27 protein-coding genes are annotated in these 24,856 nt (G+C 72.4%); 21 read left to right on the top strand and 6 right to left on the bottom strand.

Going from position 1 to position 24,856, the window contains the following annotated elements:
- The 6 genes from ACQP1V_RS30315 to ACQP1V_RS30290 all read left to right on the top strand — a co-directional run bounded on the left by ACQP1V_RS30315 (position 1) and on the right by ACQP1V_RS30290 (position 3,941).
- Positions 1-609 (top strand): riboflavin synthase, encoded by a 609-nt coding sequence (locus tag ACQP1V_RS30315; protein WP_433413428.1) that lies wholly within the window; start codon positions 1-3, stop codon positions 607-609.
- Entirely contained in the window at positions 606-1,238 is a 633-nt protein-coding gene (gene pnuC, locus ACQP1V_RS30310) for a nicotinamide riboside transporter PnuC (protein WP_433413427.1), read from the top strand. Before ACQP1V_RS30315 ends, pnuC begins: the two co-directional genes overlap by 4 nt.
- Positions 1,235-2,458 carry a bifunctional 3,4-dihydroxy-2-butanone-4-phosphate synthase/GTP cyclohydrolase II gene (locus ACQP1V_RS30305; RefSeq protein WP_433413426.1) on the top strand — a complete coding sequence of 408 codons (1,224 nt, stop codon included), beginning with the start codon at positions 1,235-1,237 and terminating at the stop codon, positions 2,456-2,458. Before pnuC ends, ACQP1V_RS30305 begins: the two co-directional genes overlap by 4 nt.
- Before the next feature lie 52 nt (positions 2,459-2,510).
- A complete protein-coding gene (ribH, locus tag ACQP1V_RS30300) occupies positions 2,511-2,993 on the top strand; it encodes a 6,7-dimethyl-8-ribityllumazine synthase (RefSeq protein WP_433413425.1) in 483 nt (160 codons plus the stop codon).
- Positions 2,994-3,097: 104 nt separating this feature from the next.
- A complete protein-coding gene (locus ACQP1V_RS30295; protein WP_387408801.1) occupies positions 3,098-3,550 on the top strand; it encodes a PH domain-containing protein in 453 nt (150 codons plus the stop codon).
- 100 nt (positions 3,551-3,650) lie between these two features.
- On the top strand, positions 3,651-3,941 hold the full coding sequence (locus tag ACQP1V_RS30290) for a DUF4031 domain-containing protein (RefSeq protein ID WP_433413423.1): 291 nt from the start codon (positions 3,651-3,653) through the stop codon (positions 3,939-3,941).
- On the opposite strand, the gene ACQP1V_RS30285 is transcribed toward ACQP1V_RS30290, so the two are convergent.
- Together ACQP1V_RS30285 and ACQP1V_RS30280 are read right to left on the bottom strand one after the other, a co-directional pair.
- A complete protein-coding gene (locus ACQP1V_RS30285) occupies positions 3,930-4,550 on the bottom strand; it encodes an HD domain-containing protein (protein WP_433413422.1) in 621 nt (206 codons plus the stop codon). The genes ACQP1V_RS30290 and ACQP1V_RS30285 overlap by 12 nt on opposite strands.
- Before the next feature lie 110 nt (positions 4,551-4,660).
- A complete protein-coding gene (locus ACQP1V_RS30280; protein ID WP_433413421.1) occupies positions 4,661-5,293 on the bottom strand; it encodes a TetR/AcrR family transcriptional regulator in 633 nt (210 codons plus the stop codon).
- 48 nt (positions 5,294-5,341) lie between these two features.
- Here ACQP1V_RS30280 and ACQP1V_RS30275 point away from each other — a divergent pair, with 48 nt between their 5' ends.
- The 7 genes from ACQP1V_RS30275 (at position 5,342) to ACQP1V_RS30245 (ending at position 12,049) form a co-directional block, all read left to right on the top strand.
- A complete protein-coding gene (locus ACQP1V_RS30275; protein WP_433413420.1) occupies positions 5,342-6,232 on the top strand; it encodes an ABC transporter ATP-binding protein in 891 nt (296 codons plus the stop codon).
- Positions 6,219-6,980: an ABC transporter permease gene (locus ACQP1V_RS30270; RefSeq protein ID WP_433413419.1), complete on the top strand. Its 762-nt coding sequence runs from the start codon at positions 6,219-6,221 to the stop codon at positions 6,978-6,980. Before ACQP1V_RS30275 ends, ACQP1V_RS30270 begins: the two co-directional genes overlap by 14 nt.
- Before the next feature lie 101 nt (positions 6,981-7,081).
- Positions 7,082-8,014, top strand: coding sequence for an AAA family ATPase (locus tag ACQP1V_RS30265; protein WP_433413418.1), 933 nt, complete (start codon positions 7,082-7,084; stop codon positions 8,012-8,014).
- Entirely contained in the window at positions 8,007-9,194 is a 1,188-nt protein-coding gene (locus tag ACQP1V_RS30260; protein ID WP_433413417.1) for a vWA domain-containing protein, read from the top strand. Before ACQP1V_RS30265 ends, ACQP1V_RS30260 begins: the two co-directional genes overlap by 8 nt.
- Positions 9,187-10,344, top strand: coding sequence for an XdhC family protein (locus ACQP1V_RS30255; protein ID WP_433413416.1), 1,158 nt, complete (start codon positions 9,187-9,189; stop codon positions 10,342-10,344). The genes ACQP1V_RS30260 and ACQP1V_RS30255 overlap by 8 nt, the downstream gene beginning before the upstream one ends.
- Positions 10,331-10,915, top strand: coding sequence for a nucleotidyltransferase family protein (locus tag ACQP1V_RS30250; RefSeq protein WP_433413415.1), 585 nt, complete (start codon positions 10,331-10,333; stop codon positions 10,913-10,915). Before ACQP1V_RS30255 ends, ACQP1V_RS30250 begins: the two co-directional genes overlap by 14 nt.
- Before the next feature lie 99 nt (positions 10,916-11,014).
- Positions 11,015-12,049, top strand: coding sequence for an LLM class F420-dependent oxidoreductase (locus ACQP1V_RS30245; RefSeq protein ID WP_067128424.1), 1,035 nt, complete (start codon positions 11,015-11,017; stop codon positions 12,047-12,049).
- A 124-nt stretch (positions 12,050-12,173) separates the two neighbouring features.
- On the opposite strand, the gene ACQP1V_RS30240 is transcribed toward ACQP1V_RS30245, so the two are convergent.
- Entirely contained in the window at positions 12,174-12,719 is a 546-nt protein-coding gene (locus tag ACQP1V_RS30240; protein WP_433413414.1) for a TetR family transcriptional regulator, read from the bottom strand.
- A 135-nt stretch (positions 12,720-12,854) separates the two neighbouring features.
- Between ACQP1V_RS30240 and ACQP1V_RS30235 the strand changes: the two genes are divergently transcribed.
- From ACQP1V_RS30235 to ACQP1V_RS30205, 7 genes are all read left to right on the top strand, one after another.
- A complete protein-coding gene (locus tag ACQP1V_RS30235; protein WP_433426011.1) occupies positions 12,855-14,372 on the top strand; it encodes an MDR family MFS transporter in 1,518 nt (505 codons plus the stop codon).
- Positions 14,373-14,434: 62 nt separating this feature from the next.
- Complete coding sequence (locus ACQP1V_RS30230) at positions 14,435-15,496, top strand: aminopeptidase P family protein (RefSeq protein WP_387408808.1); 1,062 nt, start codon at positions 14,435-14,437, stop codon at positions 15,494-15,496.
- 24 nt (positions 15,497-15,520) lie between these two features.
- Complete coding sequence (efp, locus tag ACQP1V_RS30225; protein WP_433413413.1) at positions 15,521-16,081, top strand: elongation factor P; 561 nt, start codon at positions 15,521-15,523, stop codon at positions 16,079-16,081.
- Position 16,082: 1 nt separating this feature from the next.
- Positions 16,083-16,493 (top strand): transcription antitermination factor NusB, encoded by a 411-nt coding sequence (nusB, locus tag ACQP1V_RS30220; protein ID WP_067128438.1) that lies wholly within the window; start codon positions 16,083-16,085, stop codon positions 16,491-16,493.
- A gap of 82 nt (positions 16,494-16,575) precedes the next feature.
- On the top strand, positions 16,576-17,295 hold the full coding sequence (locus ACQP1V_RS30215) for a methyltransferase domain-containing protein (protein ID WP_433413412.1): 720 nt from the start codon (positions 16,576-16,578) through the stop codon (positions 17,293-17,295).
- A 42-nt stretch (positions 17,296-17,337) separates the two neighbouring features.
- Entirely contained in the window at positions 17,338-18,555 is a 1,218-nt protein-coding gene (locus ACQP1V_RS30210) for a DNA polymerase IV (RefSeq protein WP_433426009.1), read from the top strand.
- A 147-nt stretch (positions 18,556-18,702) separates the two neighbouring features.
- Complete coding sequence (locus ACQP1V_RS30205; protein WP_433413410.1) at positions 18,703-19,083, top strand: DUF3040 domain-containing protein; 381 nt, start codon at positions 18,703-18,705, stop codon at positions 19,081-19,083.
- Between the two features lie 83 nt (positions 19,084-19,166).
- On the opposite strand, the gene ACQP1V_RS30200 is transcribed toward ACQP1V_RS30205, so the two are convergent.
- From ACQP1V_RS30200 to ACQP1V_RS30190, 3 genes are read right to left on the bottom strand one after another with little or no spacing between them, the layout of a single operon-like run.
- A complete protein-coding gene (locus ACQP1V_RS30200) occupies positions 19,167-21,521 on the bottom strand; it encodes a transglutaminaseTgpA domain-containing protein (RefSeq protein ID WP_433413409.1) in 2,355 nt (784 codons plus the stop codon).
- A gap of 46 nt (positions 21,522-21,567) precedes the next feature.
- A complete protein-coding gene (locus ACQP1V_RS30195) occupies positions 21,568-22,794 on the bottom strand; it encodes a DUF58 domain-containing protein (protein WP_433413408.1) in 1,227 nt (408 codons plus the stop codon).
- A 58-nt stretch (positions 22,795-22,852) separates the two neighbouring features.
- On the bottom strand, positions 22,853-23,863 hold the full coding sequence (locus ACQP1V_RS30190; RefSeq protein WP_433413407.1) for an AAA family ATPase: 1,011 nt from the start codon (positions 23,861-23,863) through the stop codon (positions 22,853-22,855).
- 444 nt (positions 23,864-24,307) lie between these two features.
- Here ACQP1V_RS30190 and mraZ point away from each other — a divergent pair, with 444 nt between their 5' ends.
- Positions 24,308-24,739, top strand: coding sequence for a division/cell wall cluster transcriptional repressor MraZ (gene mraZ / locus ACQP1V_RS30185; protein ID WP_067128454.1), 432 nt, complete (start codon positions 24,308-24,310; stop codon positions 24,737-24,739).
- Positions 24,740-24,856 lie beyond the last annotated feature (117 nt).

Here is a 24,856-nt window from a genome sequence, read left to right as displayed (position 1 = left end):
ATGTTCACCGGAATCGTCGAGGAACTGGGCGAGGTCGTCGCGATCGAGCCGCTCGCTGACTCGGCCCGCCTGTCGGTGCGCGGCGGGATCGTCACCGCCGACGCCGTCCACGGCGCGTCGATCGCGGTCAACGGGGTCTGCCTGACCGTCGTCGGCGTCGCGGACGGCGTGTTCACCGCCGACGTGATGAAGGAGACCCTGGACCGCTCCTGCCTCGGCGTGCTGGTGCCGGGCTCGCGGGTCAACCTGGAACGGGCCGTACGCGTCGACCAGCGGCTCGGCGGCCACATCGTGCAGGGGCACGTGGACGGCACCGGCGTGGTGCTCTCCCGCGAGCCCGCCCAGCACTGGGACGTCGTGCGGATCTCCCTGCCGGCCGAACTGGACCGCTACGTCGTCGAAAAGGGCTCGATCGCGGTGGACGGCGTCAGCCTGACCGTGGCCGGCGTGGACACGGGCGGCTTCGCCGTCAGCCTGATCCCGACCACGCTGGAGATGACCACCCTCGGCCGCAAGCAGCCGGGCGACCCGGTCAACCTGGAAGTCGACATCCTCGCCAAGCACGTCGAGAAGCTCATCGGCGCGCACGGCCTCGGGGTCCGGCCGTGAACTGGGCGGAGGCGGGGTTCGAGGTCCTCGGCCGGCACGTCGCCTGGGCCGACCTGGTGGGCAACGTGTGCGCGCTGGCCACGCTGTGGCTCGCGATGAAGCGGACGATCTGGACCTGGCCGGTCCAGTTCGCCGGCTCGGTGCTGCTGTTCGCCGCGTCGATCAGCGCGCACATCACCGGAAACGCGCTCAAGCAGGTGCTGTTCGGCGCGCTCGCGATCTACGGCTGGGTTCGCTGGTCGCGCGGCAGCCGCGGCGGCGCGCCGCTGGCCGTCCGCTCGGCCACCGGGCGCGAGCGCGTCGCGCTGGTCGCCGTACTGGCCGCCGGCACCGTCGCGGTCGCCCTGCTCTTCGGGTTCCTCAACTCCCGCGGCCTGAACGTGTCGTGGGCGCCGTGGCCCGACGCGTACATCTTCGTCGGCAGCGCGGTGGCGACCTGGGCGCAGGGGCGGGCGCTGGTCGACTTCTGGCTGCTGTGGGTCGCCGTCGACCTGGTCGGCGTCCCCCTGGCGTTCCGTTCGGGGCTGGTCGTCTCCGGCGCGGTCTACGCCGTCTTCTTCGTCCTGGTCCTGATCGGGTTCCGCGACTGGCGGCGCGAATCCCGCGCACTGGAGGCAGTTACCACATGAGCATCCGTCTGGACCCGATCGAACGGGCCGTCGCCGACATCCGCGAGGGCCGGCCGGTCGTCGTGGTCGACAACGAGCACCGCGAGAACGAGGGCGACATCATCTTCGCCGCGGCCAAGGCCACGCCCGAGCTCGTCGCATTCATGATCCGGCACACCAGCGGCGTGATCTGCGTGGCCATGGAGGGGGGCGAGCTGGACCGGCTCGGACTGCCGCTGATGGTCCACGAGAACAAGGAGCGCATGCGCACCGCGTACACGATCAGCGTGGACGCCAGGGACGGGGTGTCCACCGGGATCTCGGCCGCCGACCGGGCGCTGACGATCCGTACGCTCTGCGACTCGGCCACCGAGCCGTACGAGCTGGTCCGGCCGGGGCACATCTTCCCGCTGCGGTACCGGGAGGGCGGCGTGCTGGTCCGTCCCGGCCACACCGAGGCGGCGGTGGACCTGGCCCGGCTGGCCGGGCTCGCCCCGTCCGGCGCGCTCGCCGAGGTCGTCAACGACGACGGCACCATGAAGCGGCTGCCCGCCCTGCGCGAGTTCGCCGACGAGCACGACCTCGCGCTCGTGACGATCGAGCAGCTCATCGACCACCGCAAGCGCACCGAGCGCATGGTGGCCAGGGTCGCCGAGACCCGCATCCCCAACCGGTACGGCGTCTGGCGGGCCTACGGCTACTCCAGCGCCCTGGACGGCGGCGAGCACCTGGCGCTCGTCTACGGCGACCTGGCCGACGGCGAGAACGTGCTGGTGCGCGCCCATTCCGAGTGCCTCACCGGCGACGTCCTCGGCTCGCTGCGCTGCGACTGCGGCGTGCAGCTCGACCACGCCATGCGGGCCATCGCCGAGGAGGGCCGAGGCGTCGTGGTCTACCTGCGCGGCCACGAGGGCCGGGGCATCGGCCTGCTCGCCAAGCTTCAGGCGTACGGGCTGCAGGACAACGGCAGCGACACCGTGGACGCCAACGTGGAGCTCGGGCTGCCGGTGGACGCGCGGGAGTTCTCCAACGCCGCCCAGATGCTCGCCGACCTCGGTGTGAAGTCCGTGCGGCTGCTGACCAACAACCCCGCGAAGGTGCGCGGCATGGACGGCTACGGCATCAAGGTGCTCGGCCGCGAGCCCATGCCGATGGCGGTCAACCCGTACAACGAGAAGTACCTCACGGCCAAGCGCGACCGGCTCGGCCACGACATTCCCAAGGAGGAGGAGACGGCATGAGCGAGCGGATCGACGGGCGCGGCCCGTCCGGACACGGGACCCGGGAGGCGGCATGAGCGGCATCGGACGTCCCCAGGCGGCCCCGGTCGAGGCGGCCGGGCTGACCGTCGGCATCGTGGCGGCCCGCTGGCACGCCGAGATCACCGACCGGCTGGTGGAGCGGGCCGTGCGGGCGGCGCGCGACTGCGGCGCCGAGCCGACCGTGCTGCGGGTGGCCGGGTCGCTGGAGATCCCGGTCGTGGCGCAGGCCCTCGCGCGCCGGTGCGATGCGGTGGTGGCGCTCGGCGCGGTGATCCGCGGCGATACGGCCCACTTCGACTACGTCTGCGACTCGGTGACGGCCGGGCTGACCAGGGTGGCGCTGGACGAGTCCACCCCGGTCGGGAATGGGGTGCTCACCTGTGAGACCCTCGATCAGGCGCTCGACCGTTCCGGTGTGCCGGGCGGCCATGAGGACAAGGGGTACGAGGCGACGGTCGCCGCGCTGGAGACCGCGCTCCTGCTCCGCGACCCGGCGCTCGTGCCCGCGCGGTAGCGTGCACGCGACCCGTACGTCCAACGCATCTCGGTGATCATGCAGACGCTCACAGGTACCCCTCCGGCCGGCCGCCACGTCGTCGACGAGCGCGGAGGTGCGCGATGACGGCTGCCGCGCCGCCCCCGCTGCCGGTGACCTGGCGCCCGCGCCAGGCGCGGATCATCGCGTACTCCATGGCGGCGATCATGGTGGTGGGTTCGGTGGTCCTCGCGGTGATCCTGCCCGAGCAGTTCAAGCTGCCGGACCGGCTCGGCATGATCGCCTTCGGCGGCGCGGTGGCGGCCGTGCTGCACTTGCTCGGGCGGCTCCGCGTGGAGGCGGACGAGCGGGGCATCAAGGTCGTCAACGCGCTGCGGACCCACTACTTCGAATGGGCCCAGGTGCTCGACGTGAACCTGGTCGAGGGCGACCCCTGGCCCAAGCTCGACCTGGCCGACGGCAACAGCGTCGGCGCCATGGGCATCCAGGGCTCCGAGAAGGAGCGCTCCCGTAAGGCGGTCTCCGAGCTGCGCGCCCTCATCCGCGCCCGCGGCGAGGCCCCCGACCGCGACTGAGGCGGGGGAGCGGGCCCGCCGTTCGCGCCCGGCCAAGGGAGGTGCCGGGTTTCGCCGTAAAGTTCCACTGGAACGGTCGTCGAGCCCGGTGAGGTCCAGAGTGAGCGTGCTGATCGACTGGCCCAACTGGCCCGGGCCCCGCAGGCTGCTCTGGTCGCACCTCGTCAGCGATCATTCGTACGACGAGCTGCACGGCTTCGCCCAGCTCCTCGGCGTGCCGCCGCGCGCCTTCGACCGCGATCACTATGACGTTCCGGAAACGATCTACGACCGCGCCGTCCTGCTCGGCGCCGAGCCGGTGTCGAGCCGGGAGCTCGTGTCGCGCCTGCGGGCGGCCGGGCTGCGCAACCCCAAGTGGCGCCCCCTGGCCGGTGGCCCCTCAGGCGAGTGAGGCGAGCTCCCCGGTGAGGTTCTCCCTGGCCCGCGCCTCCCACAGCGCCCGGCCGGCGGCCGTGCCGTACAGGTGGGGCCGGTCCAGGAGCCGCCGCAGGACCTGCGCGCGTCCCGCCCGGAACAGCTCATCCGGCACGTGCCGGTACTCCTGTCGGACCGCCCGCGCGTACGCCGCGTAGGCCGCCCCCTCCCCGCCCAGAACGGACAGGTCGGCGTCGCACAGCACCGCCGCGTCCGCGTCGCCGGGCTCGTACGTGTGTGACGCTGTCACCCGGACCAGCCGTGCCACCTCACGGACCAGGCCGTCCGGCGCCCCGCATGCGGCCAGGCGGGCCTGCGCGAGCTGGGCGCTGCGCTCCTCGTCCCACCCCGCGCGTCCCTCGTACACCGCGTCGTGGAACCAGGCGGCGAGCCGTACGGCCCGCGGGTCGGCGGCGTGCCCGGCGAGCGGCTCGATCGCGGCGAGGACGGCGGCGAGGTGCGCGGTGGTGTGGTAGCGCCGGTGCGGCTCCGCCCAGCGCGCGATCAGCTCGGCGCGCAGCGCGTCCGCACACGGGGAGGCGGCGAGGTCCAGGGGTGCCGGAGGACGGAGGGCGGGCTGCTCCATGTCCGTGACCATATCGCCGGATCTCGCCGCGACGGTGGTGGACGGTCTGCCACGCCACATGGACGCCGGACCAGGCCGTCGCCGTCCTGTCGGATCGCGGGGGGCCGCCCTCAGTCCTCGCGTCGTGCGGCTGCCTCGATCAGTCGCAGGAGGTCGGCCAGATCGGCCTCGAACTCGGCGGTGAGGTCGAGGGGCAGGTCCAGCCACGGCGCGAGCCTCCTGTGCCCGGGCAGGTCGCCGTCCGGAAGCTGTCCGCGCCGGCCACGCGGGTCCAGGATGCCGGAAGTGAAGCGGCCCCCCGCCTCGGAGGCGGCAAACCCGATCACGAAGGTGCTGATCAGGCGCTCCAGCCGGGGTACGTCGCGATCCGGGACCCCGGCTTCGATGAGCGCGGTGTAGACGACGTCCACGACGCGGGCGGCGTCCGGTGTAAGGGCGGGCCGTGAGAAGAGCAGAGGGGCCGCCCAGGGGTGGCGCTGGATCACCTCCCGGCAGGCCCGTGCGAGGGTACCGAGCCGTTCACTCCAGGGGCGATCCCCGCCGGCCTCGGGCGGCAGGAACGCGGTGAGCAGGCGCCCGACCATGCCGTCCAGCAGTGCGGCCTTGTCGCTGACATGCCGGTACAGCGCCATCGGGGTCACCCCGACGCGATCGGCCACCGCCCGCATCGACACCGCGTCGAGGCCGTGCTCGTCGGCGATGGCCACCGCCGCGTCCAGGATCTCTTCCCGCCTCCCACCCATGGATATACAGTGTATACGTATACGGTGTAGATCGAAGATGAAGGCAGGATGCTCCTCGCGGAGGACCTGGTGAAGGGGTACGGTCGGCGGCGCGCCCTCGACGGCTTCGACCTCGCGGTCGCGGCCGGCGAGATCGTCGGCCTGATCGGGCACAACGGCGCGGGCAAGACCACCTTCGTCGAGATCGTCAGTGGTCTCGTCCGCCCCGATGCGGGGCGGCTGCGCGTCGGCGGGCGGGACGCGCTGCGCGCCGGTCGCGCCCTACGGCGGCTGCTCGGCGTGGCCCCGCAGGAGTTCGCTCTGTACAACCGCGTCACCGCGCGGGAGAACCTGCGGCTGTTCGCCGGGCTGGCCGGGCTCCGCGGGCGGCGCCGAGACGCGGAGATCGCCCGCGTCCTGGACGAGCTCCAGCTGGCCGCGCTCGCGGACCGGCCCGTGGGCGTCCTGTCCGGGGGGCAGCGCCGCCGTGTCCAGGCGGCCACAGCCATGGTCGGTTCCCCCCGGCTGCTGCTCCTGGACGAACCGACCGCCGGGGCCGACCCGGAAACCCGATCCGCCCTGCTGGCCGCCGTCAAGGCACGGGCCGAAGCCGGGACCGCCGTCCTCTACACCACTCACTACCTGCCGGAACTCGTCGATCTCGACGCTACGGTGGCGCTCGCCCGCGCCGGGCGCGTCATCGCGCGCGGGACCCAGCAGGAGCTCACCCGCGGCCTGCCCGGCGAACTGAAGGTCGCCTTCGCGGACCCGGCCGAACCCGAACTGCGTCTGCCGACGACCGACCCCGGCGCCGACCTCGCCGCGCTACTCGCCTCCGGGCGCACCCCCGCCTCCGTCGACGTGCGCCGCCCCAGCCTGGACGACCTCTACCGCTCACTGGAAGCGGTGGCAACCGAGGAGGACACGAATACCCGTGATGCCCGTGATGTCCGTGCGTGAGTCCGTCACCCGTACGAGCGCCCTGGTGCGCCACAACCTGCTGCTGATGCTGCGCGAGCCCGGCCCGTTGCTCAGCCGGGTGATCCTGCCGCTCGTCTTCCTCACCCTGCTGCGCCCCCTCTACGTGGCCGCGCAGGGCCGGACGGCGGGCACCGAGCAGGCCGTCGTGGGCACGCTGGTCACCTTCTCGCTGCTCGCGCTCAGCATCTCCGGCGGCGCCATCCTCACCGAACGGCTCGGCCGCACCTGGGACCGGCTGCGCGGCACGTCTGTCCACCCCGCGGAGATGCTCGTCGGCAAGGCCGTCCCCGTCTTCGTGGCCCTGCTCGCCCAGCAACTGATCATCATCGGCTTCGGGGTGTGCGCCTTCGGGGTGAGCGTTCCGCATCCGCTCCCGCTGCTCGGCGTCCTGCTGAGCTGGAGCGCCACCCTGCTCGGCCTCGGCGCGCTGGCCGGCGTACTCGTCCGCAGCATGGGTGAGCTCTCGGCCGCCTACGACATCGGCGGGATGCTGCTCAGCAGCCTCGGCGGCGCGCTCGTCCCGCTTGCCGTCCTGCCGCACTGGGTCGCGGCCGTGGCCCCGATCTCCCCCGGCTACTGGGCCGTCCGCGGCCTGCGCGCCGCCCTCGCGGGCGACATCCGCACGTCGGTCGCGGCCTCGGGCACGCTGCTCGCCGTGGCTCTGGCCTGTGGCGCCCTGGCCTCGGTACGTCTGCGGGGCCGCGGCGGACGGCTGGTGGCGCTCTAGGCGAGAAGGGCCGCGAACGCCGAGCAACTTATACGAATCCATCCGCTGTTTGGCGAAATTGACCACAGTCAGGCGAGGGACGGTGGACGTAGCCTGACTGTGTGTCCCAGAGGACGAACCCGGACCCGGCGGCGGGGATCGACTCGCCCGCCAAGCTGTCCGCGCTGCTGGAAGAACACGACTACCTGGCCGACGAGGGCCTGGCCACGGCCGCGTTCCTGGCGTTGCGGATGGGGCGCCCGCTCTTCCTTGAGGGCGAGGCGGGCGTCGGCAAGACCGAGCTGGCCAAGACGCTCGCGGCGATCCTCGACGCCCCGCTCATCCGGCTGCAGTGCTACGAGGGGCTCGACGCCGCCCAGGCGCTCTACGACTGGGACTTCGCCCGCCAACTGCTGCACCTCAAGGCCGCCGAGGCGGCCGGGGCCACCGACGTCAAGGCGCTGGAAGGCGAGATCTACGACCGCAGGTTCCTGGTCGCCCGGCCGCTGCTGCGTGCCCTGGAGACCCAGCCCTGCGTGCTGCTCGTGGACGAGATCGACCGGGCCGACGACGAGTTCGAGGCGTTCCTCCTCGAGGTTCTTTCCGACTTCACCATCTCCGTGCCCGAGCTCGGCACGATCAGGGCGCAGACGCCGCCGGTCGTCGTCCTGACCTCCAACCGCACCCGCGAGGTGCACGAGGCGCTCAAACGGCGCTGCCTGTACCACTGGATCGAGCATCCCTCCTTCGAGCACGAGGTCGCGATCCTGCTGCGGCGGCTGCCCGCCTGCACGGAGGAGCTCGCGGCCGAGGTGGCCGGCGCGGCCGGGCGGCTGCGCGAGGCCGACCTGGTCAAGCCGCCCGGCGTGGCCGAGACGCTCGACTGGGCCGAGGCGCTGCTCACCCTCGGCGCCGCCCGCCTCGACCCCGGTTTGGCCGCGGTCACCCTGGGCGCGCTGCTCAAATACCGCGAGGACCAGGAGACTGTACGGCGCGGCGGCCTGCTGGGTGACGGGCTCGCGGCGCGCACGGGAGGCGGCGGCGGCCGTGCCTGAGCCGCGCCGCGAGGCACGTGAGGGACACGGGGCGGCGGCGGGCGACGACCGCGCCGCCCTCGTCCGGGCGATGACGGGCTTCGCCCGCACGCTGCGCGCGGCCGGGGTCGCCGCCGACCACCAGCGGACCCAGGGCTTCCTGGCCGCGCTGCGCGAGCTGGGCGCGCGCGAGCCGTGCGACGTCTACTGGGCCGGCCGGCTGACGCTCTGCTCCTGCCCCGACGACCTCGACCGGTACGACCGGTGCTTCGCGGCCTACTTCGGCGGCGCGCGGCCCGCCGCCCGCCGCGTGCCGCCCGCGGCGACCGTGACCCGGTTCGTCCTGCGCCCCGACGAGGGAGCCGGAGAGCCGGGCGAGGGAGGCGAGGCGAGCGCGGCGGCCACGGCGAGCGAGATCGAGGTGCTGCGCCACCGGGACGTCGCCCGGATGACCGCCGTCGAGCGGCAGGAGGTGGCCCGGCTGCTCGGGATGCTCAGGAGCGCCCGCGAGCGGCGCACGTCGCGTCGCCGCGCGCCGTCGCACCGCGGCGCGCTCGACGGCCGCCGCACCGTGCGCGAGGCGGTCCGCCGCGGCGGTGAGCCGGCCCGGCTGCGGTTCCGCGACCGCACCGAGAAGCCGCGCCGGGTCGTCATGCTCGTGGACGTGAGCGGCTCGATGGCCCCCTACGCCGACACCCTGCTGCGCTTCGCGCACGCCCTGGTCCGCGCCGAGCCGCGTGCCACGGAAGTGTTCAGCGTGGGTACGCGGCTCACCAGGGTGACCGCGGAGCTGCGCCACCGCGACCCCGCCGTCGCCATGGACGCCGTCTCGGCCGCGATCCCCGACTGGAGCGGCGGCACCCGGCTGGGGGAGGAGCTGAAGGAGTTGCTCCGGCTGTCCGACCCCCGGGGAGCGATCGTGGTGATCGCCTCGGACGGCTGGGAGCGGGGCGACGCGAGCCTGCTCGGCCGCCAGATGGAACGCCTGTCGCGGCTCGCCCACCGGGTGATCTGGGTCAATCCGCACAAGGGGGACCCGGCCTATCGGCCGCTGACCGCCGGGATGCGGGCGGCCCTGCCGTACGTCACCGAGTTCGTCGCCGGGCACAGCCTGGCCGCGTACGAGGAGCTCGCGCTCCGCCTGGCCGGCGGCACGGTCCCCGGTGCGGTTCATCGGGGGAGAGGCAGGCCGGATGCGTGACGTGCTGGCCCAGATCGTGCGCTGGTGGGAGGCGGGGGAGCGGTTCGGCCTGGCCACCGTGGTCGGCACGTTCCGCAGCGCGCCCCGGCCGCCCGGGGCGTCCATGGCGGTGCTCCGGGACGAGGCGACCGGCAGCGTCTCCGGCGGCTGCGTCGAGGGCGCGGTCTACGACCTGGCCCAGCGGGTGGTCGCGGACGGCACGCCCGTGCTCCAGCGGTACGGCGTCAGCGACGACGACGCCTTCTCCGTCGGCCTGACCTGCGGTGGCGTCATCGACGTGTTCGTCGAGCCCGTCTCGCGCGCGACCTACCCCGAGCTGGGGGAGGTCGCCGCCTCCATCGAGCGGAGCGAGCCGGTGGCGGTGGCGACGATCGTCGCCGGGCCGGGGCCGATCGGGGCGCGCCGCGTCGTACGGCCCGGCCGCGCCTCCGGCACGCTCGGCTCGTCCCGGCTCGACGACGCGGTGGACGACGACGCGCACGGGATGCTCGCCCAGGGGCTCACCGGCATCCGCCGGTACGGCCCCGAGGGGGAGCGGCGGCTGGACGACCTACAGGTCTTCGTGCAGTCGTTCGCGCCGTCGCCGCGGATGCTGGTGTTCGGCGCCATCGACTTCGCCGCGGCCGTGGCGCGGATCGGCAAGTTCCTCGGCTACCACGTGGTGGTCTGCGACGCGCGTCCGGTGTTCGCCACCTCCCGCCGGTTTCCCGAGGCCGACGAGGTCGTGGTGAAGTGGCCGCACGACTACCTGGCGACGGCCGAGGTGGACGAGCGCACCGTGATCTGCGTTCTCACCCACGACCCCAAGTTCGACGTCCCGCTGCTGGAGGTCGCGCTGCGCACCCCGGCGGCGTACGTTGGGGCGATGGGGTCGCGGCGCACGCACGAGGACCGGCTGCGGCGGTTGCGCGAGGCGGGGCTCACGGACGCGGAGCTGTCCCGGCTGCGCTCGCCGATCGGGCTGGACCTCGGCGCGCGCACACCCGAGGAGACGGCGGTGTCGATCGCGGCCGAGCTGATCCAGCTCCGGTGGGGCGGAACCGGCCGCGCCCTGACCGAGACGACGGGCCGGATCCACGGCGACGCCGGGCTTTCGGGCGCGTCCGTCGCGGCGAGTCAGGGTGAGGAGCGTGCGGATGGCGACGGCTGATCCCAACGAGGTCGTGGGTGTCCTGCTCGCGGCCGGTTCGGGCCGCAGGATGGGCACACCGAAGGCGCTGGTGGAGTTCGAGGGGGAGCGGCTCGCCGATCGCGGCGTGCGGCTGCTCGCCGAGGGCGGCTGCGACCCGGTGCTGATCGTGCTCGGCGCCGCGGAGGTGCGAGTCCCGGGCGCGGTCGCGGTGCACAACCCCGAGTGGGCGACCGGCATGGGCTCGTCGCTGCGCGCGGGCCTCGCCGCGCTGCCCGCCTCCGCCCGCGCCGCGGTGATCGCCCTCGTCGACCAGCCGCTGGTCCGGCCGGAGGCCGTGCGCCGCCTGATCGCGGCGTACCGCGCGGGCGCCGCGGTCGCGGTGGCCTGCTACGGCGGCGCGCCGCGCAACCCCGTGCTCATCACCCGCGAGCACTTCGCGGAGGTGGCCGCGCTGGCCCAGGGCGACGTGGGAGCGCGGCCCTTCCTGCGGGCGCGTCCCGAGCTGGTCACCCGGGTGGAGTGCGACGGGGTGGGCGACCCGGCCGACCTCGACACGCCGGACGACCTGCGCGCGCTCGGATCCCGCTGACCCTCCGGGTTGGCCGCCGCCGGTCCGGTCGTTAGCCTGGGACCCCAAAGAAACGGAACATCATTCGGTTCCGGTGCTGCGCGCGGAAGGACGTACAGGATGCGGATCGGGATGGCCCTGAACTACGCGGGCGGGTTCAAGGAGACCGTGGCCGAGCTGGCCGACTACGAGAAGGCCGGGCTGGACATCGTCTTCGTCGCCGAGGCGTACAGCTTCGACGCGGTCAGCCAGATGGGCTACATCGCCGCCAGGACCGAGCGGTTGCAGATCGCCTCGGGCATCCTGCCGATCTACTCCCGCACTCCGGCACTGCTGGCGATGACGGCCGCCGGGATGGACTACGTCTCCGACGGGCGGTTCACGCTCGGGCTGGGCGCCTCCGGCCCGCAGGTCATCGAGGGCTTCCACGGCGTGCCGTACACCGCGCCGCTGGGCCGGACCCGCGAGGTCATCGAGATCTGCCGCAAGGTCTGGCGGCGCGAACGCCTCGAATACGCCGGAAAGCACTACACCCTGCCCTATGAGGGCGGCACCGGCCTGGGCAAGCCGCTGAAGCTGATCAACCACCCGGTGCGCGACCGCATCCCGATCGTCCTCGCCGCGATCGGACCGAAGAACGTCGCGCTGGCCGCCGAGCTGGCCGAGGGCTGGGAGCCGATCTTCTTCATGCCGGAGAAGGCCGCCGACGTCTGGGGCGACTCTCTGGCGGCGGGCAAGGCGAAGCGTGACCCCTCGCTCGGCGAGCTGGACGTCATCGCCCAGGCGTTCCTCGCGATCGGCGACGACGTGGACGGGCTGCGCGAGCTGGGCCGTCCCATGGCCGCGCTGTACATCGGCGGCATGGGCGCCAAGGGCAAGAACTTCTACAACGACCTCGCCCGGCGCTACGGCTACGAGAAGGAGGCCGAGCGGATCCAGGACCTCTACCTGGAGGGGAAGAAGGACGAGGCCGCCGCGCTCGTCCCGGCCGAACTGCTCGAGCGGATGTCGCTGATCGGCTCGGAGGGCTTCGTCCGCGACCGGGTGGCGGCGATGCGGGAGGCCGGGGTGACCACGATCAACGTCGCGCCGATCGGCCGCACCCACGAGGAGCGTCTCGCGCTGATCGAGAAGATCAGGGACATCGCCGGCTGACCCGGCCCGCCCCCTCATAGCGCTCCCGCTCGCACGGCCCTTTTCCCCGCCGATGCGGGCGGTGCCGGTGAGACTGCGGAAGCAGGGGGCATGACTTATCCGTGCATACGGAACAAATCCCCACTCAAGGGCGGAGACAGGCGGTGAAGACAGCGGTCAGCCGGGCCTCCACCGCCGCCGGATCGGAGTCGCGGAGCGGCTCCGGCCCGAGCAGGCGGCGCAGCGAGCTGACGCCGAGGATGAACGTCACCGCGAGCGCGGCCCGCTCCCTCGTGCGCGGGCCGCTCAGTCGCGCGGCGATCGCGCCGATCATGGCGTCCTCGACCCGGGCCCGGAGCACCGCCCTGATCTCCGGGCTGGTCCCCGCACGGTCGATCGTGCGGGTGAGCTGCTCCACCGTCCCGGTGTGCAGCCGCCGCGCCATGCGCGCGGCGAGCCGCGCGGGCAGGCCCTCGGGGTCCCCCTCGATGACCGCCTCCAGGGTGGAGCCGGTCGCGACGACCTGGGCGAAGAGTCCCGCCTTCGTGCCGAAGTAGCGGTTGATCAGGGAGACGTTGGCGTCGGCGGCGGCGGCGATCATGCGCATCGTGACCTGCTCGTAGCCGTGCTCGGCGAACAGTTCCCTGGCCGCCTCCAGGATCCGCCGGCTGGTCGCCGCACGATCTCTCATGGGGCGCAACCCTAACGCGTTTGACATGTAAACAAGCGTCTACTAATTCTTAGAGGAACTAACTAAACTGGGGGATCCGTGACTGACGTCGTGAATCGGGCGGGAAGCCGCCGGACGTATACGCACCGGGAGGTCATGGAGATCCTCTCGGGGCTGCTCCTCGCGCTCCTGACCTCGATGATCTCGACGTCCGTGGTCGGCACCGCGCTTCCCACCATCGTCGGCGACCTCGGCGGGCAGGATCAGCTCTCCTGGGTCGCCAGCGCGACGCTGCTCACGATGACCGTCTCGACCCCCCTGTGGGGCAAGCTGTCCGACATCTTCGGACGCAAGCTCATGTTCCAGACGTCCCTCGTGCTGTTCGTGGCCGCCTCGGTGGTCGCGGGGCTGTCGCAGAACATCGGGATGCTGATCGCGGCCAGGGCGGTGCAGGGTCTCGGCGCGGGCGGGCTCTCCGCGCTGACCCAGGTCATCCTCGGCGACGTGGTCGAGCCGAGGGAGCGGGGACGCTACTCCGGCTACGTCGGCGCGGTCTTCGGCGTCTCCACCGTCGCCGGCCCGCTGCTCGGCGGGTTCATCGTCGACACGTCCTGGCTCGGCTGGCGGTGGTGCTTCTACGTCTGCGTCCCGCTCGCCGTCGTCGCGTTCGCCGTGATCCAGAAGGTGCTGCGCCTCGACCACGAGCCCCGCGACGCCCGCCTCGACTGGTGGGGCGCCTTCACGATCACCGGAGCCGCCACCTCGTTCATGCTCGTGCTCTCCCTGGGCGGCCACGAGTTCGAGTGGAACTCCGGCTGGACGTACGGGCTGTGCGCGCTGGGCGTGGCGCTCGGCCTGCTCGCGGTGGTCGCCGAGCGCCGGGCGGCCGGCCCGATCCTCCCGCCCCGGCTGTTCCGCGACCGGACCTTCCTGCTGGCCAGCCTGGCCTCCCTCCTCGTCGGCGTCGCCATGTACGGCGCGATGATCTACCTGCCGCAGTACCTGCAGATCGTCAAGGGCATGAGCCCGACGGCCTCCGGCCTGATGACGCTGCCCATGGTCGTGAGCCTCTTCCTCGGCTCCATCGTCTCCGGACGCATCGTCACCAGGACCGGCCGCTGGAAGGCCTATCCCGTGGCCGGGATGCTGCTCGTCGCCGGCGGCCTCGGCCTGCTCTCCCGGCTGCACGTCGACTCCAGCGACCTCGTGATCGGCCTCGACATGGCGGTCTTCGGCGTCGGCCTCGGCCTCACCATGCAGATGCTGATCCTCGCCGCCCAGAACGCCGCCGAGGTGCGCGACATGGCCGCCACCACCTCCGGCGTCGCGTTCTTCCGCAGCCTCGGCGGCGCCATCGGCGTGGCCGCGTACGGCGCGATCCTCACGAACAAGGTCAAGAGCGAGCTGACGTCGATGATGGCGGCCGCGCACATCACCCCGTCGGGCGGCGGGTCCACCCTCAGCCTCGGCACCCCAGAGGCCATCGCGAAGCTGCCCGCCCCGGTCCACGCGATGGTGCTGGAGGCGTACGCGCGGGGTATGCAGACGGTGTTCCTCGTCGGCGTGCCCGCCGCGCTCCTCGGGTTCGTCGCGGTGCTGCTCCTGCGCGAGGCGCCACTGCGCTCTTCCCGCGCCGCCCAGGCCCGCAGGCCCGCCCCCGCCGAGAGCGACTGAGGCCGGGAGGCGCCGCGGCGCGGCGCGGCGTAGAGTCCCCCCATCGGATCGGAGGACCCCCCATGCCATTCGCCGCACGCCGCGCCAAGGTCGCCGCGGCACTGTCCGGGCACGACCTCACCGCGCTGCTCGTCACGCGGCCGGTCAACGTGCGCTATCTCACCGGCCTGTCCAGCTCCAACGCCGCGGTGCTCGTCACCGCGGCCGGGGAGGCCGTGCTCGCCACCGACTCCCGCTACATCGGGACGGCCCGGCGCGAGTGCGCCGACGTCGAGACGGTGGAGACGCGCGACGTCACCGGCGCGCTGGCCGGACGCCCGGAGGGCGCGGGACGGCTCGCCGTCGAGGCACACGACATGTCGGTCGCCGGCTACCACAAGCTGCTGGCGGACCACCCGGACCTCGGCGCGGTCTCCGGGGTGGTCGAGGAGGTCAGGACCGTCAAGGACGAGACCGAGATCGAGGCGCTCCGCCGCGCCTGCGCGATCACCGACGCGGCGTTCTCGCGGGTGACCGAGCGGATCGCGCCCGGCGTCACCGAGATCGAGGTCGCCCGGTGGCTGGAGTCGGCCATGGTGGAGCTCGGCGCGGAGAAGCCGGCCTTCGACTCCATCGTGGCGAGCGGCCCGAACGGCGCGGTGCCGCACCACTCGCCGTCCGGGCGCGCGATCGAGTCCGGAGACCTGGTGACCATGGACTTCGGCGCCCGCGTCGACGGCTACCACGCCGACATGACCCGCACCGTCGCCGTCGGCCGCCCCGCCGACTGGCTCCGCGACCTCTACGAGCTCGTACGGCGGGCCCAGCGCGCCGGCCGCCACGCCGTACGGCCCGGGGCGTCGGCGCACGATGTGGACGCGGCCGCGCGGACGGTGATCGAGGAGGCCGGGCACGCCGAACACTTCGGCCACGGGCTGGGCCACGGGGTCGGCCTGGAGATCCACGAGCAGCCGTTCCTCGGCCCCGGCAAGACCGGTAGAATAGACGATCGGGTTCCGCTCACCGTTGAGCCGGGGGTTTACCTGCCCGGCAGGGGCGGGGTGCGCATCGAGGACACGCTGGTGGCTCGAGCCGACGGTCCGGAGCTCCTCACACTGACCACCAAGGAGCTGCTCGTCATCTAGGGCAGCCGCACTCAGGAGAACCACGTGGCGACGACGAACGACCTCAAGAACGGACTGGTGCTCAAGCTCGACGGCGGGGAACTCTGGACCGTCGTGGAGTTTCAGCACGTCAAGCCCGGCAAGGGCGGCGCGTTCGTCCGCACCAAGCTGAAGAACGTCATGTCCGGCAAGGTCCTGGACAAGACCTTCAACGCGGGCGTCAAGGTTGAAGTGGCCAACGTCGACAAGCGCGAGATGCAGTACTCGTACTTGGACGGCGAGGACTTCGTCTTCATGGACACCGAGACGTACGACATGCTGCACGTCTCGCGCGCCGCCGTCGGCGACACCGCCAACTACCTGCTCGAGAACATGCTCGCCACGGTGGCGATCAACGAGGGCAACGTGCTCTACGTCGAGCTTCCCGCCGCCGTCGAGCTGACCATCGCCGAGACCGAGCCCGGCCTGCAGGGCGACCGCTCCACCGGCGGCACCAAGCCGGCCAAGCTGGAGACCGGCGCCGAGATCAAGGTTCCGCTGTTCATCACGACCGGCGAGAAGGTCAAGGTCGACACCCGCAGCGGCGAATACCTCGGTCGGGCCTGACGTGTCAGCTCGGGGCAAGGCCCGACGACGCGCGCTCGACATCCTGTTCGAGGCCGAGGCGCGCGACGAGAGCCCGCTGACTGTCCTGGCCGAGCGCGTCCAGCGTGCCGAGCCGCCCGTCAACGAGTACACCTCCGCTCTGGTGGAGGGCGTGGCCAAGAACCTCGGCCGCATCGACGATCTTCTCGCCACGTATGCCGAAGGCTGGACGCTGGAGCGCATGCCCGCCGTCGACCGCAACATCCTGCGCGGCGGCACGTACGAGATGCTCTGGTCGGACGAGGTGCCCGAGGGCGTCGTCATCAGCGAGTGGGTGCATCTCGCGGCCGAGCTGTCCACCGACGAGTCGCCGCACTTCGTCAACGGCCTGCTCGCTCGTTTCAAGCAGCTCAAGCCGTCGCTGTCCCTCTGATCGACCGGTCCGCTCCCGCCTCGCGCGGGGGTGTCCGGCCGTGCCGTTAGGCTGGCGGGAGCCGTACGAGGGAGGGGCGAAAGTGCGTGACGCCACGCGGCAGACCGTCGTCTGGGAGGCGCTTCGCGCGGTCCTGGCGGACCTGACCGCCGCGACAGGACGCGACAGGCTGGACATCGTGGACGCGGGAGGGGGCACCGGCGGTTTCGCGGTGCCGCTGGCCGGGCTGGGTCACACCGTCACCGTGGTCGATCCGTCACCGGACTCGCTGGCCGCGCTGGAGCGCCGGGCCGCCGAGACCGGCGTTCCCGTACGCGCAGTGCAGGGCGACGCCGGAGACCTCGGCGACCTCCTGGAGTCCGGCGGCGCCGATCTGGTGCTCTGCCACAGCGTCCTCGAATACGTCGAGGACCCCGCCGCGGCGCTGGCCGCCGCCGCGGGCATCCTGCGCCGGGGCGGCGTGGTCAGCGTGCTGGCCGCGAACCCGGTGGCCACCGCCATCCACCGCGCCCTGTCCGGCAATTTCGGTGAGGCGCGGCAGGTGCTCGCCGACTCCGCCGGGCGCTGGGGCGACCGCGACCCCACCCCGCGCAGGTTCACCAAGGAGGACGTGACCGGCCTCCTGACCAAGGCCGGGTTCACCGTCGCGGACGTGCACGGCGTCCGTGTCTTCGCCGATCTCGTGCCGAGCCGGCTGGCGGAGGCGGACCCGGCGGCCCTGGTCGAGCTGGAGCGGGCCGCCGCCGCCCATCCCGTGCTGCGCGACATCGCCACCCAGGTGCACGTCATCGCCTACCGATAGAACTCCTGTTCGGATAGGATCGAAGGCGTGTCCCGGAAGCAGATGCTCCCCCAAGGCGGCGGCGGGCTGGCCGATGACAGCGGCTGCCCGATCCTGCACGTGGACATGGACGCCTTCTTCGCCAGCGTCGAGCTGCTCGACCGGCCCGAGCTGCGCGGCCTGCCCGTCATCGTCGGAGCCGCCGGGGCCCGCGGGGTGGTCCTCAGCGCCACCTATGAGGCCCGCCGGTTCGGCGTGCACTCGGCGATGCCGATGACCCGGGCGATGCGCGTCTGCCCGCGCGCCACGATCATCCCGCCGGATCACCGCAAGTACACCGCGGTCTCCCGGGGCGTCATGGAGATCTTCCGGTCGATCACCCCCGAGGTGGAGCCGATCTCCTCCGACGAGGCGTTCCTCGACGTCGGTGGCGCCCGGCGCCGCCTCGGCAGTCCCTCCGCCATCGCCGCCATGATCCGCGAGCAGGTCGCCGAGCAGTACGGCATCACCTGCTCGGTCGGCGTCGCGAGCAACAAGTTCGTGGCCAAGCTCGCCTCCCGCCAGTGCAAGCCCGACGGGCTGCTCGTCGTCCCGGCGGACGGCGTGGTCGAGTTCCTCCATCCGCTGCCCGTCGCCGCCCTGTGGGGCGTCGGCGAGCGCACCGAGCAGGTCCTGGTCCGGCTCGGCATCCGCACCGTCGGCGATCTGGCCCAGGTGCCCGTGTCCACGCTCCAGCGCGAGCTCGGGGCCGCCGGCGCCCACCTCGCCGCCCTGGCCTGGGGCCGGGACGAGCGCCCGGTGGTGGCGCACACCCCGGACAAGAGCATCGGCAACGAGGAGACGTTCCCGTTCGACGTCGACGACCCGGAGGCGATCAGGCGCGAGCTGCTGCGGCTGTCCGAGCGGGTCGCCGCCCGGCTCAGAGCGAGCGGCCAGGTCGGTCGGACGGTCAGCGTCAAGCTACGCCGCGCCGACTTCACCACGATCACCAGATCGCGTACGCTGCGCGAGGCCACCGACGTCGCCAAGGAGATATTCGCCACATCCTGTGAACTTTTCGCCGCCGCCGGGCTGGATCGAGTCCGGCTGCGGCTGGTCGGGGTGCGCATGGAAAACCTCCGCCCGGCCGGCACGGTCACCCGCCAGCTCAGCCTCGGCGAGAGAGAGACCGGCTGGCGAGAGGCGGAACAGGCGATGGACAAGGCGATCCGGCGCTTCGGTCCCGATGCGGTCCGCCCGGCTTCGCTCGTCCGCCCTCCGTCTGGTCCAATGGATCTATGACGTCCCCACCGGTTTGGACCACGTTGGACGTTTTCTTTCGTCTACGTCTACAGCCTCGTATTCTGGGGATAACCGACCGCGAGGTCCGGACACCCCGTGTCGTCCGTTGCCGTTTTCCCCGAAATGGGGCCGTCCTTGGGAGGCGCCGTGCCGCTGTCTGAGCACGAGCAGCGCTTGCTCGACCAGATCGAGCAGGGTCTCTACGCCGAGGACCCGAAGTGGGCCAACGCCGTTCGGATCAGCGATCCGCGCAGTCACTACAAGAGGCGCCTGCTGAAGGCGTCCCTCGGCTTCGCGCTCGGCGTCGTCCTGTTGATGGTCGGCGTCGTCGCGAACGAGATCTGGCTCGGCGTCGCCGGGTTCGTGGTGATGCTGGCGACCTGCCTCTGGGGCCTGTCCAGCTGGAAGCGCATGAACGGCTTCGGCGTCGAGAGCCCGGCCCCCCGGGCACCCGGCCGCCGCCCGCAGCGCCGGGGCTTCATGGACCGCATGGAGGAGCGCTGGCGCCGTCGCACCGACGAGCGCTGAACCTCCGCCTTCGGCGACCGACACGGGGGAGAGCGGTCGTGGCGGCTCACCGCGGGTGAGCCGCCACCGACGTCCCCAGGCCCCTACCTGGTGCCCGCCTCGCCCTTGGACAGGGGCAGCCACCGGATGCCCTCCAGCCGGTCGAACCCGTCCAACACCCTCGTCCCCGCCGCCCGCACGCGCAGCAGGATCGACCGCGGCGCGAGCAGCGCCCCCATCCGCCGCTTCCCCGGCACCGCTCCCATCAGGGCCCGCCGTACGCATGACAGCTCGGCCGCCGCGGGTCCCGCCGACGGCGGGGACGCGGCGTAACGCATCCGCTCTTCAGCCGTCGCGACGGCCGTGACCGCCGCCGCGGCCTCCGCGTCGAACTCGTACATCTCCGTCAGTCTCCGGGCGAGCGCGCGCGGGCTCTCGCTCGGCTCCCGCGCCTCGCCGAGATCGGTCAGCGTGTCGCACAGCTCGGCCCACGCGGCCCTGATCGCGGGCGCGGCCCCGCCGCGCCGGATCTGCGCGTGCCGGCGCCGGCGGACCAGCGTCCGGGCCGCCGCCGGGACCAGCGAGAGCAGCAGGACGCCCACCGCCCCCAACGCGATCTTCGCGGCCACCGGCATACCCGGGTCCACCGCGACCGGGACGGCCCCGAGATCGCGTTCGAAGTCCCTCGGATTGCGGCGGGTCGGGCCCTGGGAGGAGGTGTCCTCCTCGTCGGAGGTCGGCCCGGCGGACGGGTCGGCCGACGGCGTGACCTCGGACGGGCGCGGCAGCGAGTAGTCGGGCACGCGGGCCGTGCCCTGGCCCGCGCCACCGGCCGGCGTCGGCTCGAAGGGCAGCCAGCCCACGCCCTCGAAGTACAGCTCCGGCCAGGCGTGCGCGTCCTGGGTGCGCACCGCCCACGACTTCTCGATCTTCGTGCCGCCCGTGTAACCGATCGACACCCGCGCCGGGATGCCGATCACCCGGGCCATCACCGCCATCGCGCTGGCGAACTGCTCGCAGTACCCCGTGCGCGCGGTGAGGATGAACCGCGACAGCGCGCTGCCACCCGACCCCTTCGTCTCCAGGCTGTAGCTGAAGCCGCCGGTACGGGTGAACCACTCCTGCAGCAGGACGGCCTTCTGGTACGGCGTGGCGCCCTTCGCCGTCACCCGCCCGGCCATGGCGACGACTTTGGGGTCCAGGTCCGGCAGCGCGAGGAAGCGCGCGTCGGGCGTCGGTGTGTCCATGGTGTCCAGCTGGTCACGGGTGGGCCGCGGCTCGTTCACCACCACCCGGTAGTCCAGGCCGGCGGCCTCGTCACGGGTGGAGAACACCATCCGCGACGCCTGGTCGGCCCGCCAGTCGCCGTCGACGTCGACCTCGACCGCCGGATAGGGCAGGGGCAGGAAGAGCAGCGGGCCGATGTCCTCGCTCACGCTGATGCGGCTCTCCACCCGGTTCGTCGCGATGCCGGGCCCGAGGCCGGTCGGCGGCGGCAGCGGTCCCTCCGACACCCGGTCCTCCGGGCGGCCGCGCAGCGGGCTCACCGTCCACTTCTTCCCGTCGAAGACGTCGAGCGCGTAGATGCGCAGGTAGCGCGGCCGGTTGTCGGCGCTGGTGTAGGTCAGCACCGTCAGGTTCCGTTGCTGCGACAACTGGCCGCTGAGCTTGGCGATCGCGTCGGGGATGCCGATGCTGTTGCCGCCCTTCCCCGACCCGTTGCCCACGCCGAAGCCGAACAGCGGGTCGGGGCTCAGTGCCGGGAGCAACGCCGGCAGGACGACCGCGAGGGCGATCGCGGTCGCGCCGATCCGCTTGCCGGAGAGCGCGAGCCGCCCCGAGTCCGCCTTGTCCGTGCCGACCGAACGAGCCCGCCGCACCAGTACGGCACGGCCCCACTGGGTGAGCCGCTCCCGGCCGTCGGCCACCAGCAGCCCGACGTAGCCGATCGCCGCGATCACGAAGGCCGGCCAGGCGACCGGCTCGGTCAGCACCGCGGCGGGCACCGTGAACAGGCCGAGCAGGGGCAGCCCCGCCAGCGCGGCCCGGCGCAGCCGTACCGCGAACAGGTCCACCAGGATGGCGATCAGGCCGACGCCGCTCGCGGTCAGCATGCTTATGCCGGGCTCGGCCGGCACTGGCACGGCGTACCGCTGGATGTCGGTGAACCCCTCGGCGAGCAGCTCGCCCAGCCGCAGCGCCGACGCCTTCGTCGGGACCACCCACGCCCACGTGTGCTCCTTGGCGAACGTGGCCGACAGGAACACCGCCGTCGCGAGCAGCAGCAGGGGCGGCACCGCCCACTTCGGCGCGTCGAACCGCGACGCGAGGGCCGCTCCGCCGGTCGTGACCAGGAGCGTGCCCACACAGGCCCAGAACCAGGCCCCGCCCTCGAACAGCGAGTAGAGCGTCAGCGTTACCGCGCCGACGGCCAGCCCCGCGACGACCGACAGCCTCATCGCCCGCTCACCGGCCCTCTCCGATCACCGTGAACCCGACCCGTCGTCACGCCGCGCTCCTCTTGTACGCCGCCTCCGGCCAGACGTCGGCGAGGGACGTCCCGGAGGGAAGCCGCAGCACCCGCCATCCGGCCCGCGAGAGCACGGACCGCGCCACCTCGAACGACTCGTCCGGCGCCGAATCCCAGGTCGTGACGTCGAGCATGACCGCGACCCCCGTCACGCCGCTGTGCCGCAGACGGGCCAGCGCCTGGGCCTCCCCGGCGTCGAGCGCCCCGAGGACCGCCACGATCAGCCCCTCCCCGCTGCCCTGGCGCAGCGCCCCGACCCCGTGCTCCAGCGAGCGGGCCGAGCTCTGCCGTACGACGGAGAGGGTGTCGAGCAGCGACCACGCCAGGCCGCCGTCGGCGAGGCGCTCCGGGCCCTGGTCGGTGACCAGGCGCAGGCCGAGACCCTCGTGCGCCAGGTGTACGCCGATCGACGCCGCGGCCGAGACCGCCACCTCGAACGACGAGCGCGGGCCGTCGCCCCGGTGGGCGTGCCTGCGGGTGTCCAGCAGGAGCGCGCCCCTGCTCTGCCACTGCTGCTCCTCGCGCCGCACCATCAGCTCGCCCCGGCGGGCGGTGGACCTCCAGTGCACCCGCCGCAGGTCGTCCCCCAGGCGGTACTCGCGCGGGGCCACGTCGTCGTCGCCCGCCGCCGCCACCGACCGTGAACGGCTGTCGCCCCCGCCGCTCCACTCGCCGGAAAGGCGCACGTGGGGGAGGGTCACCACCTGGGGCACCACCACCAGGGTGTCCGTGATGGTGAACGACCGGTTGAGCTCGACCATCCCGAACGGGTCGGCGATCCGGACCGACAGCGGGCCGATGGGATAGCGGCCGCGCAGATCGGAGTGGACCTTGTAGTCCACTTCGCGGATGCCGCGCGCCTCCACCCGGTCCAGGACGAACCGGGGCCGCGTTCCCAGGGCGTACTGCAGGTTGTCCTCGACGAGCAGCAGCCCGGTGGGGAGGCGGGTCACGTTCTCCAGCCTCAGGGTGACCGTGCTGCCGGCGCCCGCCTCGACGCGGGCGGGATCCAGGCGCCGGGCACAGGTCAGCCGGTAGCGGGTCCGCGCCACCACCATCGCGGAAATCAACGGCATCGCGATGACCAGCACCGCGATCCGCAGCAGGTCCTGCTCGCCGAGGATGAGGGCGCACAGCAGCGCCGCCGCGCCCGACGCGAGAAACGACCTGCCGCGCGACGTCAGCGCCTTGAGCCCCGTCATCGAATCTCCTTGCACTCTCCTGGGGCGCCGCGGCCCTGGCCGCGGCGCGGGGAGGACGTCAGTTCGCGTCCGGAACGGGGACGCGGCGCACCAGATCGGCCACCACCTGCTCCGGCTGGCGGCGCTGCCCCTGCGCCTCCAGGCTGGGCAGCAGCCGGTGCGCGAGCACCGGCACCGCCAGCTCCTGCAGGTCGTCCGGGATCACGTAGTCGCGGCCGGCCAGCGCGGCGTGCGCCCTGGCCCCGCGCAGCAGCTGGAGCGTCGCGCGCGGCGAGGCGCCCAGGCGCAGGTCCGGCGACCGCCTGGTCGCGGTCACCATGTCCACGGCGTACCTCTTCACCGCCTGGGAGACGTAGACCGCGCGGACCGCCTGGATGAGCGCGCGCACCTCGGCGGTCGTCGCCACGGGCTCCAGCTTGCCGAGGGGCTGGGACGCCCCGTGCACGTCGAGCATCTCCAGCTCGGCCGTCGGCTCGGGGTAGCCCATCGCGATCTTCGCGGTGAAGCGGTCCCGCTGCGCCTCCGGAAGCGGATAGGTGCCCTCCATCTCGATCGGGTTCTGGGTCGCGATCACCATGAAGGGCGACTCGAGCTCGTACGTGACGCCGTCGACGGTGACCTGGTGCTCCTCCATGCACTCCAGGAGCGCGGACTGCGTCTTGGGGGAGGCGCGGTTGATCTCGTCGCCGACGACGATGTTGGCGAAAACGGGGCCCGGCTTGAACTCGAACTCCCGGGTCTGCTGGTTGTAGGCGCTGACACCGGTGATGTCGCTCGGCAGCAGGTCCGGGGTGAACTGGACACGCCGGACGGGGCAGTCGATGGACCGGGCCAGTGCCTTGGCCAACATCGTCTTCCCGACACCCGGCACGTCCTCGATGAGGAGGTGGCCCTCCGCCAGAAGAACGGTGAGGGTGAGGCGGACCGCGTCCGCCTTGCCCTCGATCACCGATTCGATCGACCGGCGGATCCGATGCGCGGTGTCGACCAGGTCTTCCAGCCGGTTTCCGGCGTCGGGGGCGACGTCGCTCGTTAGTGCCACCTGGCCTCCATGAGGATGCGCCCGCATGAATGGGGCGTTTGACGTTCCTTATCCATTCTGTGTACCGACCTTATGACGCCTCAGGTTCCTGGGCGACTTTGTCCGGAAATCCGGGTGAACTGCCCATAGTGTTATGAGCTCGTTTCTCGTTGACGTCGCGCGGTCGTCCGAATCCCGTGACATAACTCGCTCCACTTTCCTCCATCCCGGCTCCGGGGGTCGCCGGAAACCCCGGCGGGGCCGGGGCTGCCGCCCCGTGGAGGCGGGTTCCGACACGCCCGCACCGGGGTTGCGGGGCTCCGGGGCGCCCCACTCCGCACCACCTCAATTGACCTGCGGAAATGCGAACGAAATAGCCCGCGACGAGGGCCGGAATCGGTTGACGGTGGGGAGAAGTGGAGTATGGTGGTGCGCAGTGGAGGGCAGGGGCGAAAGCGCTGAGCGCTCCGCAAGGCACGGGAGGTGGAGCCGATGTTCCTCGGCACCCACCAGCCGCGTCTGGACGACAAAGGACGGCTGTTCCTGCCGGCGAAGTATCGCGAGGAGCTGGCGGAGGGTCTTGTGATCACCAAGGGCCAGGAGCGCTGCCTCTACGTCTTCCCCGTAGAGGAGTTCCAGCGCATCACCGAGGCTCTGCGCACCGCGCCGGTGACCGCCAAGGCGGTCCGGGACTACAGCCGGGTCTTCTTCGCGAGCGCGTCCGATGAGACGCCGGACAAGCAGGGACGGATCACGATTCCCCCGAGCCTGCGGCAATACGCGGGTCTGGAACGTGACTGCGCCGTCATTGGAGCCAACACCCGCCTGGAAATCTGGGGCGCCGCGGCCTGGGAGGCCTATCTGGCGGATCAAGAACAGGCGTTCTCCGACCTTTCCGAGGAGGTGTTGCCCGGAGTTCTGTAATTCGTAGACATCGGATCTCGCGTCGGCGAGATCAGGAAAGACCCGTCGGTGACGTTCGGCGAGGTCTCCACCCGCTCCCAGCGGCACCTGATGCACCTTCCCCGGTGTCAGGTTCCG

Source organism: Microtetraspora malaysiensis, assembly GCF_050947145.1.
Classification (GTDB): Bacteria; Actinomycetota; Actinomycetes; order Streptosporangiales; family Streptosporangiaceae; genus Microtetraspora_A; species Microtetraspora_A malaysiensis.
This window is presented reverse-complemented; position numbering and strand designations above follow the sequence as displayed.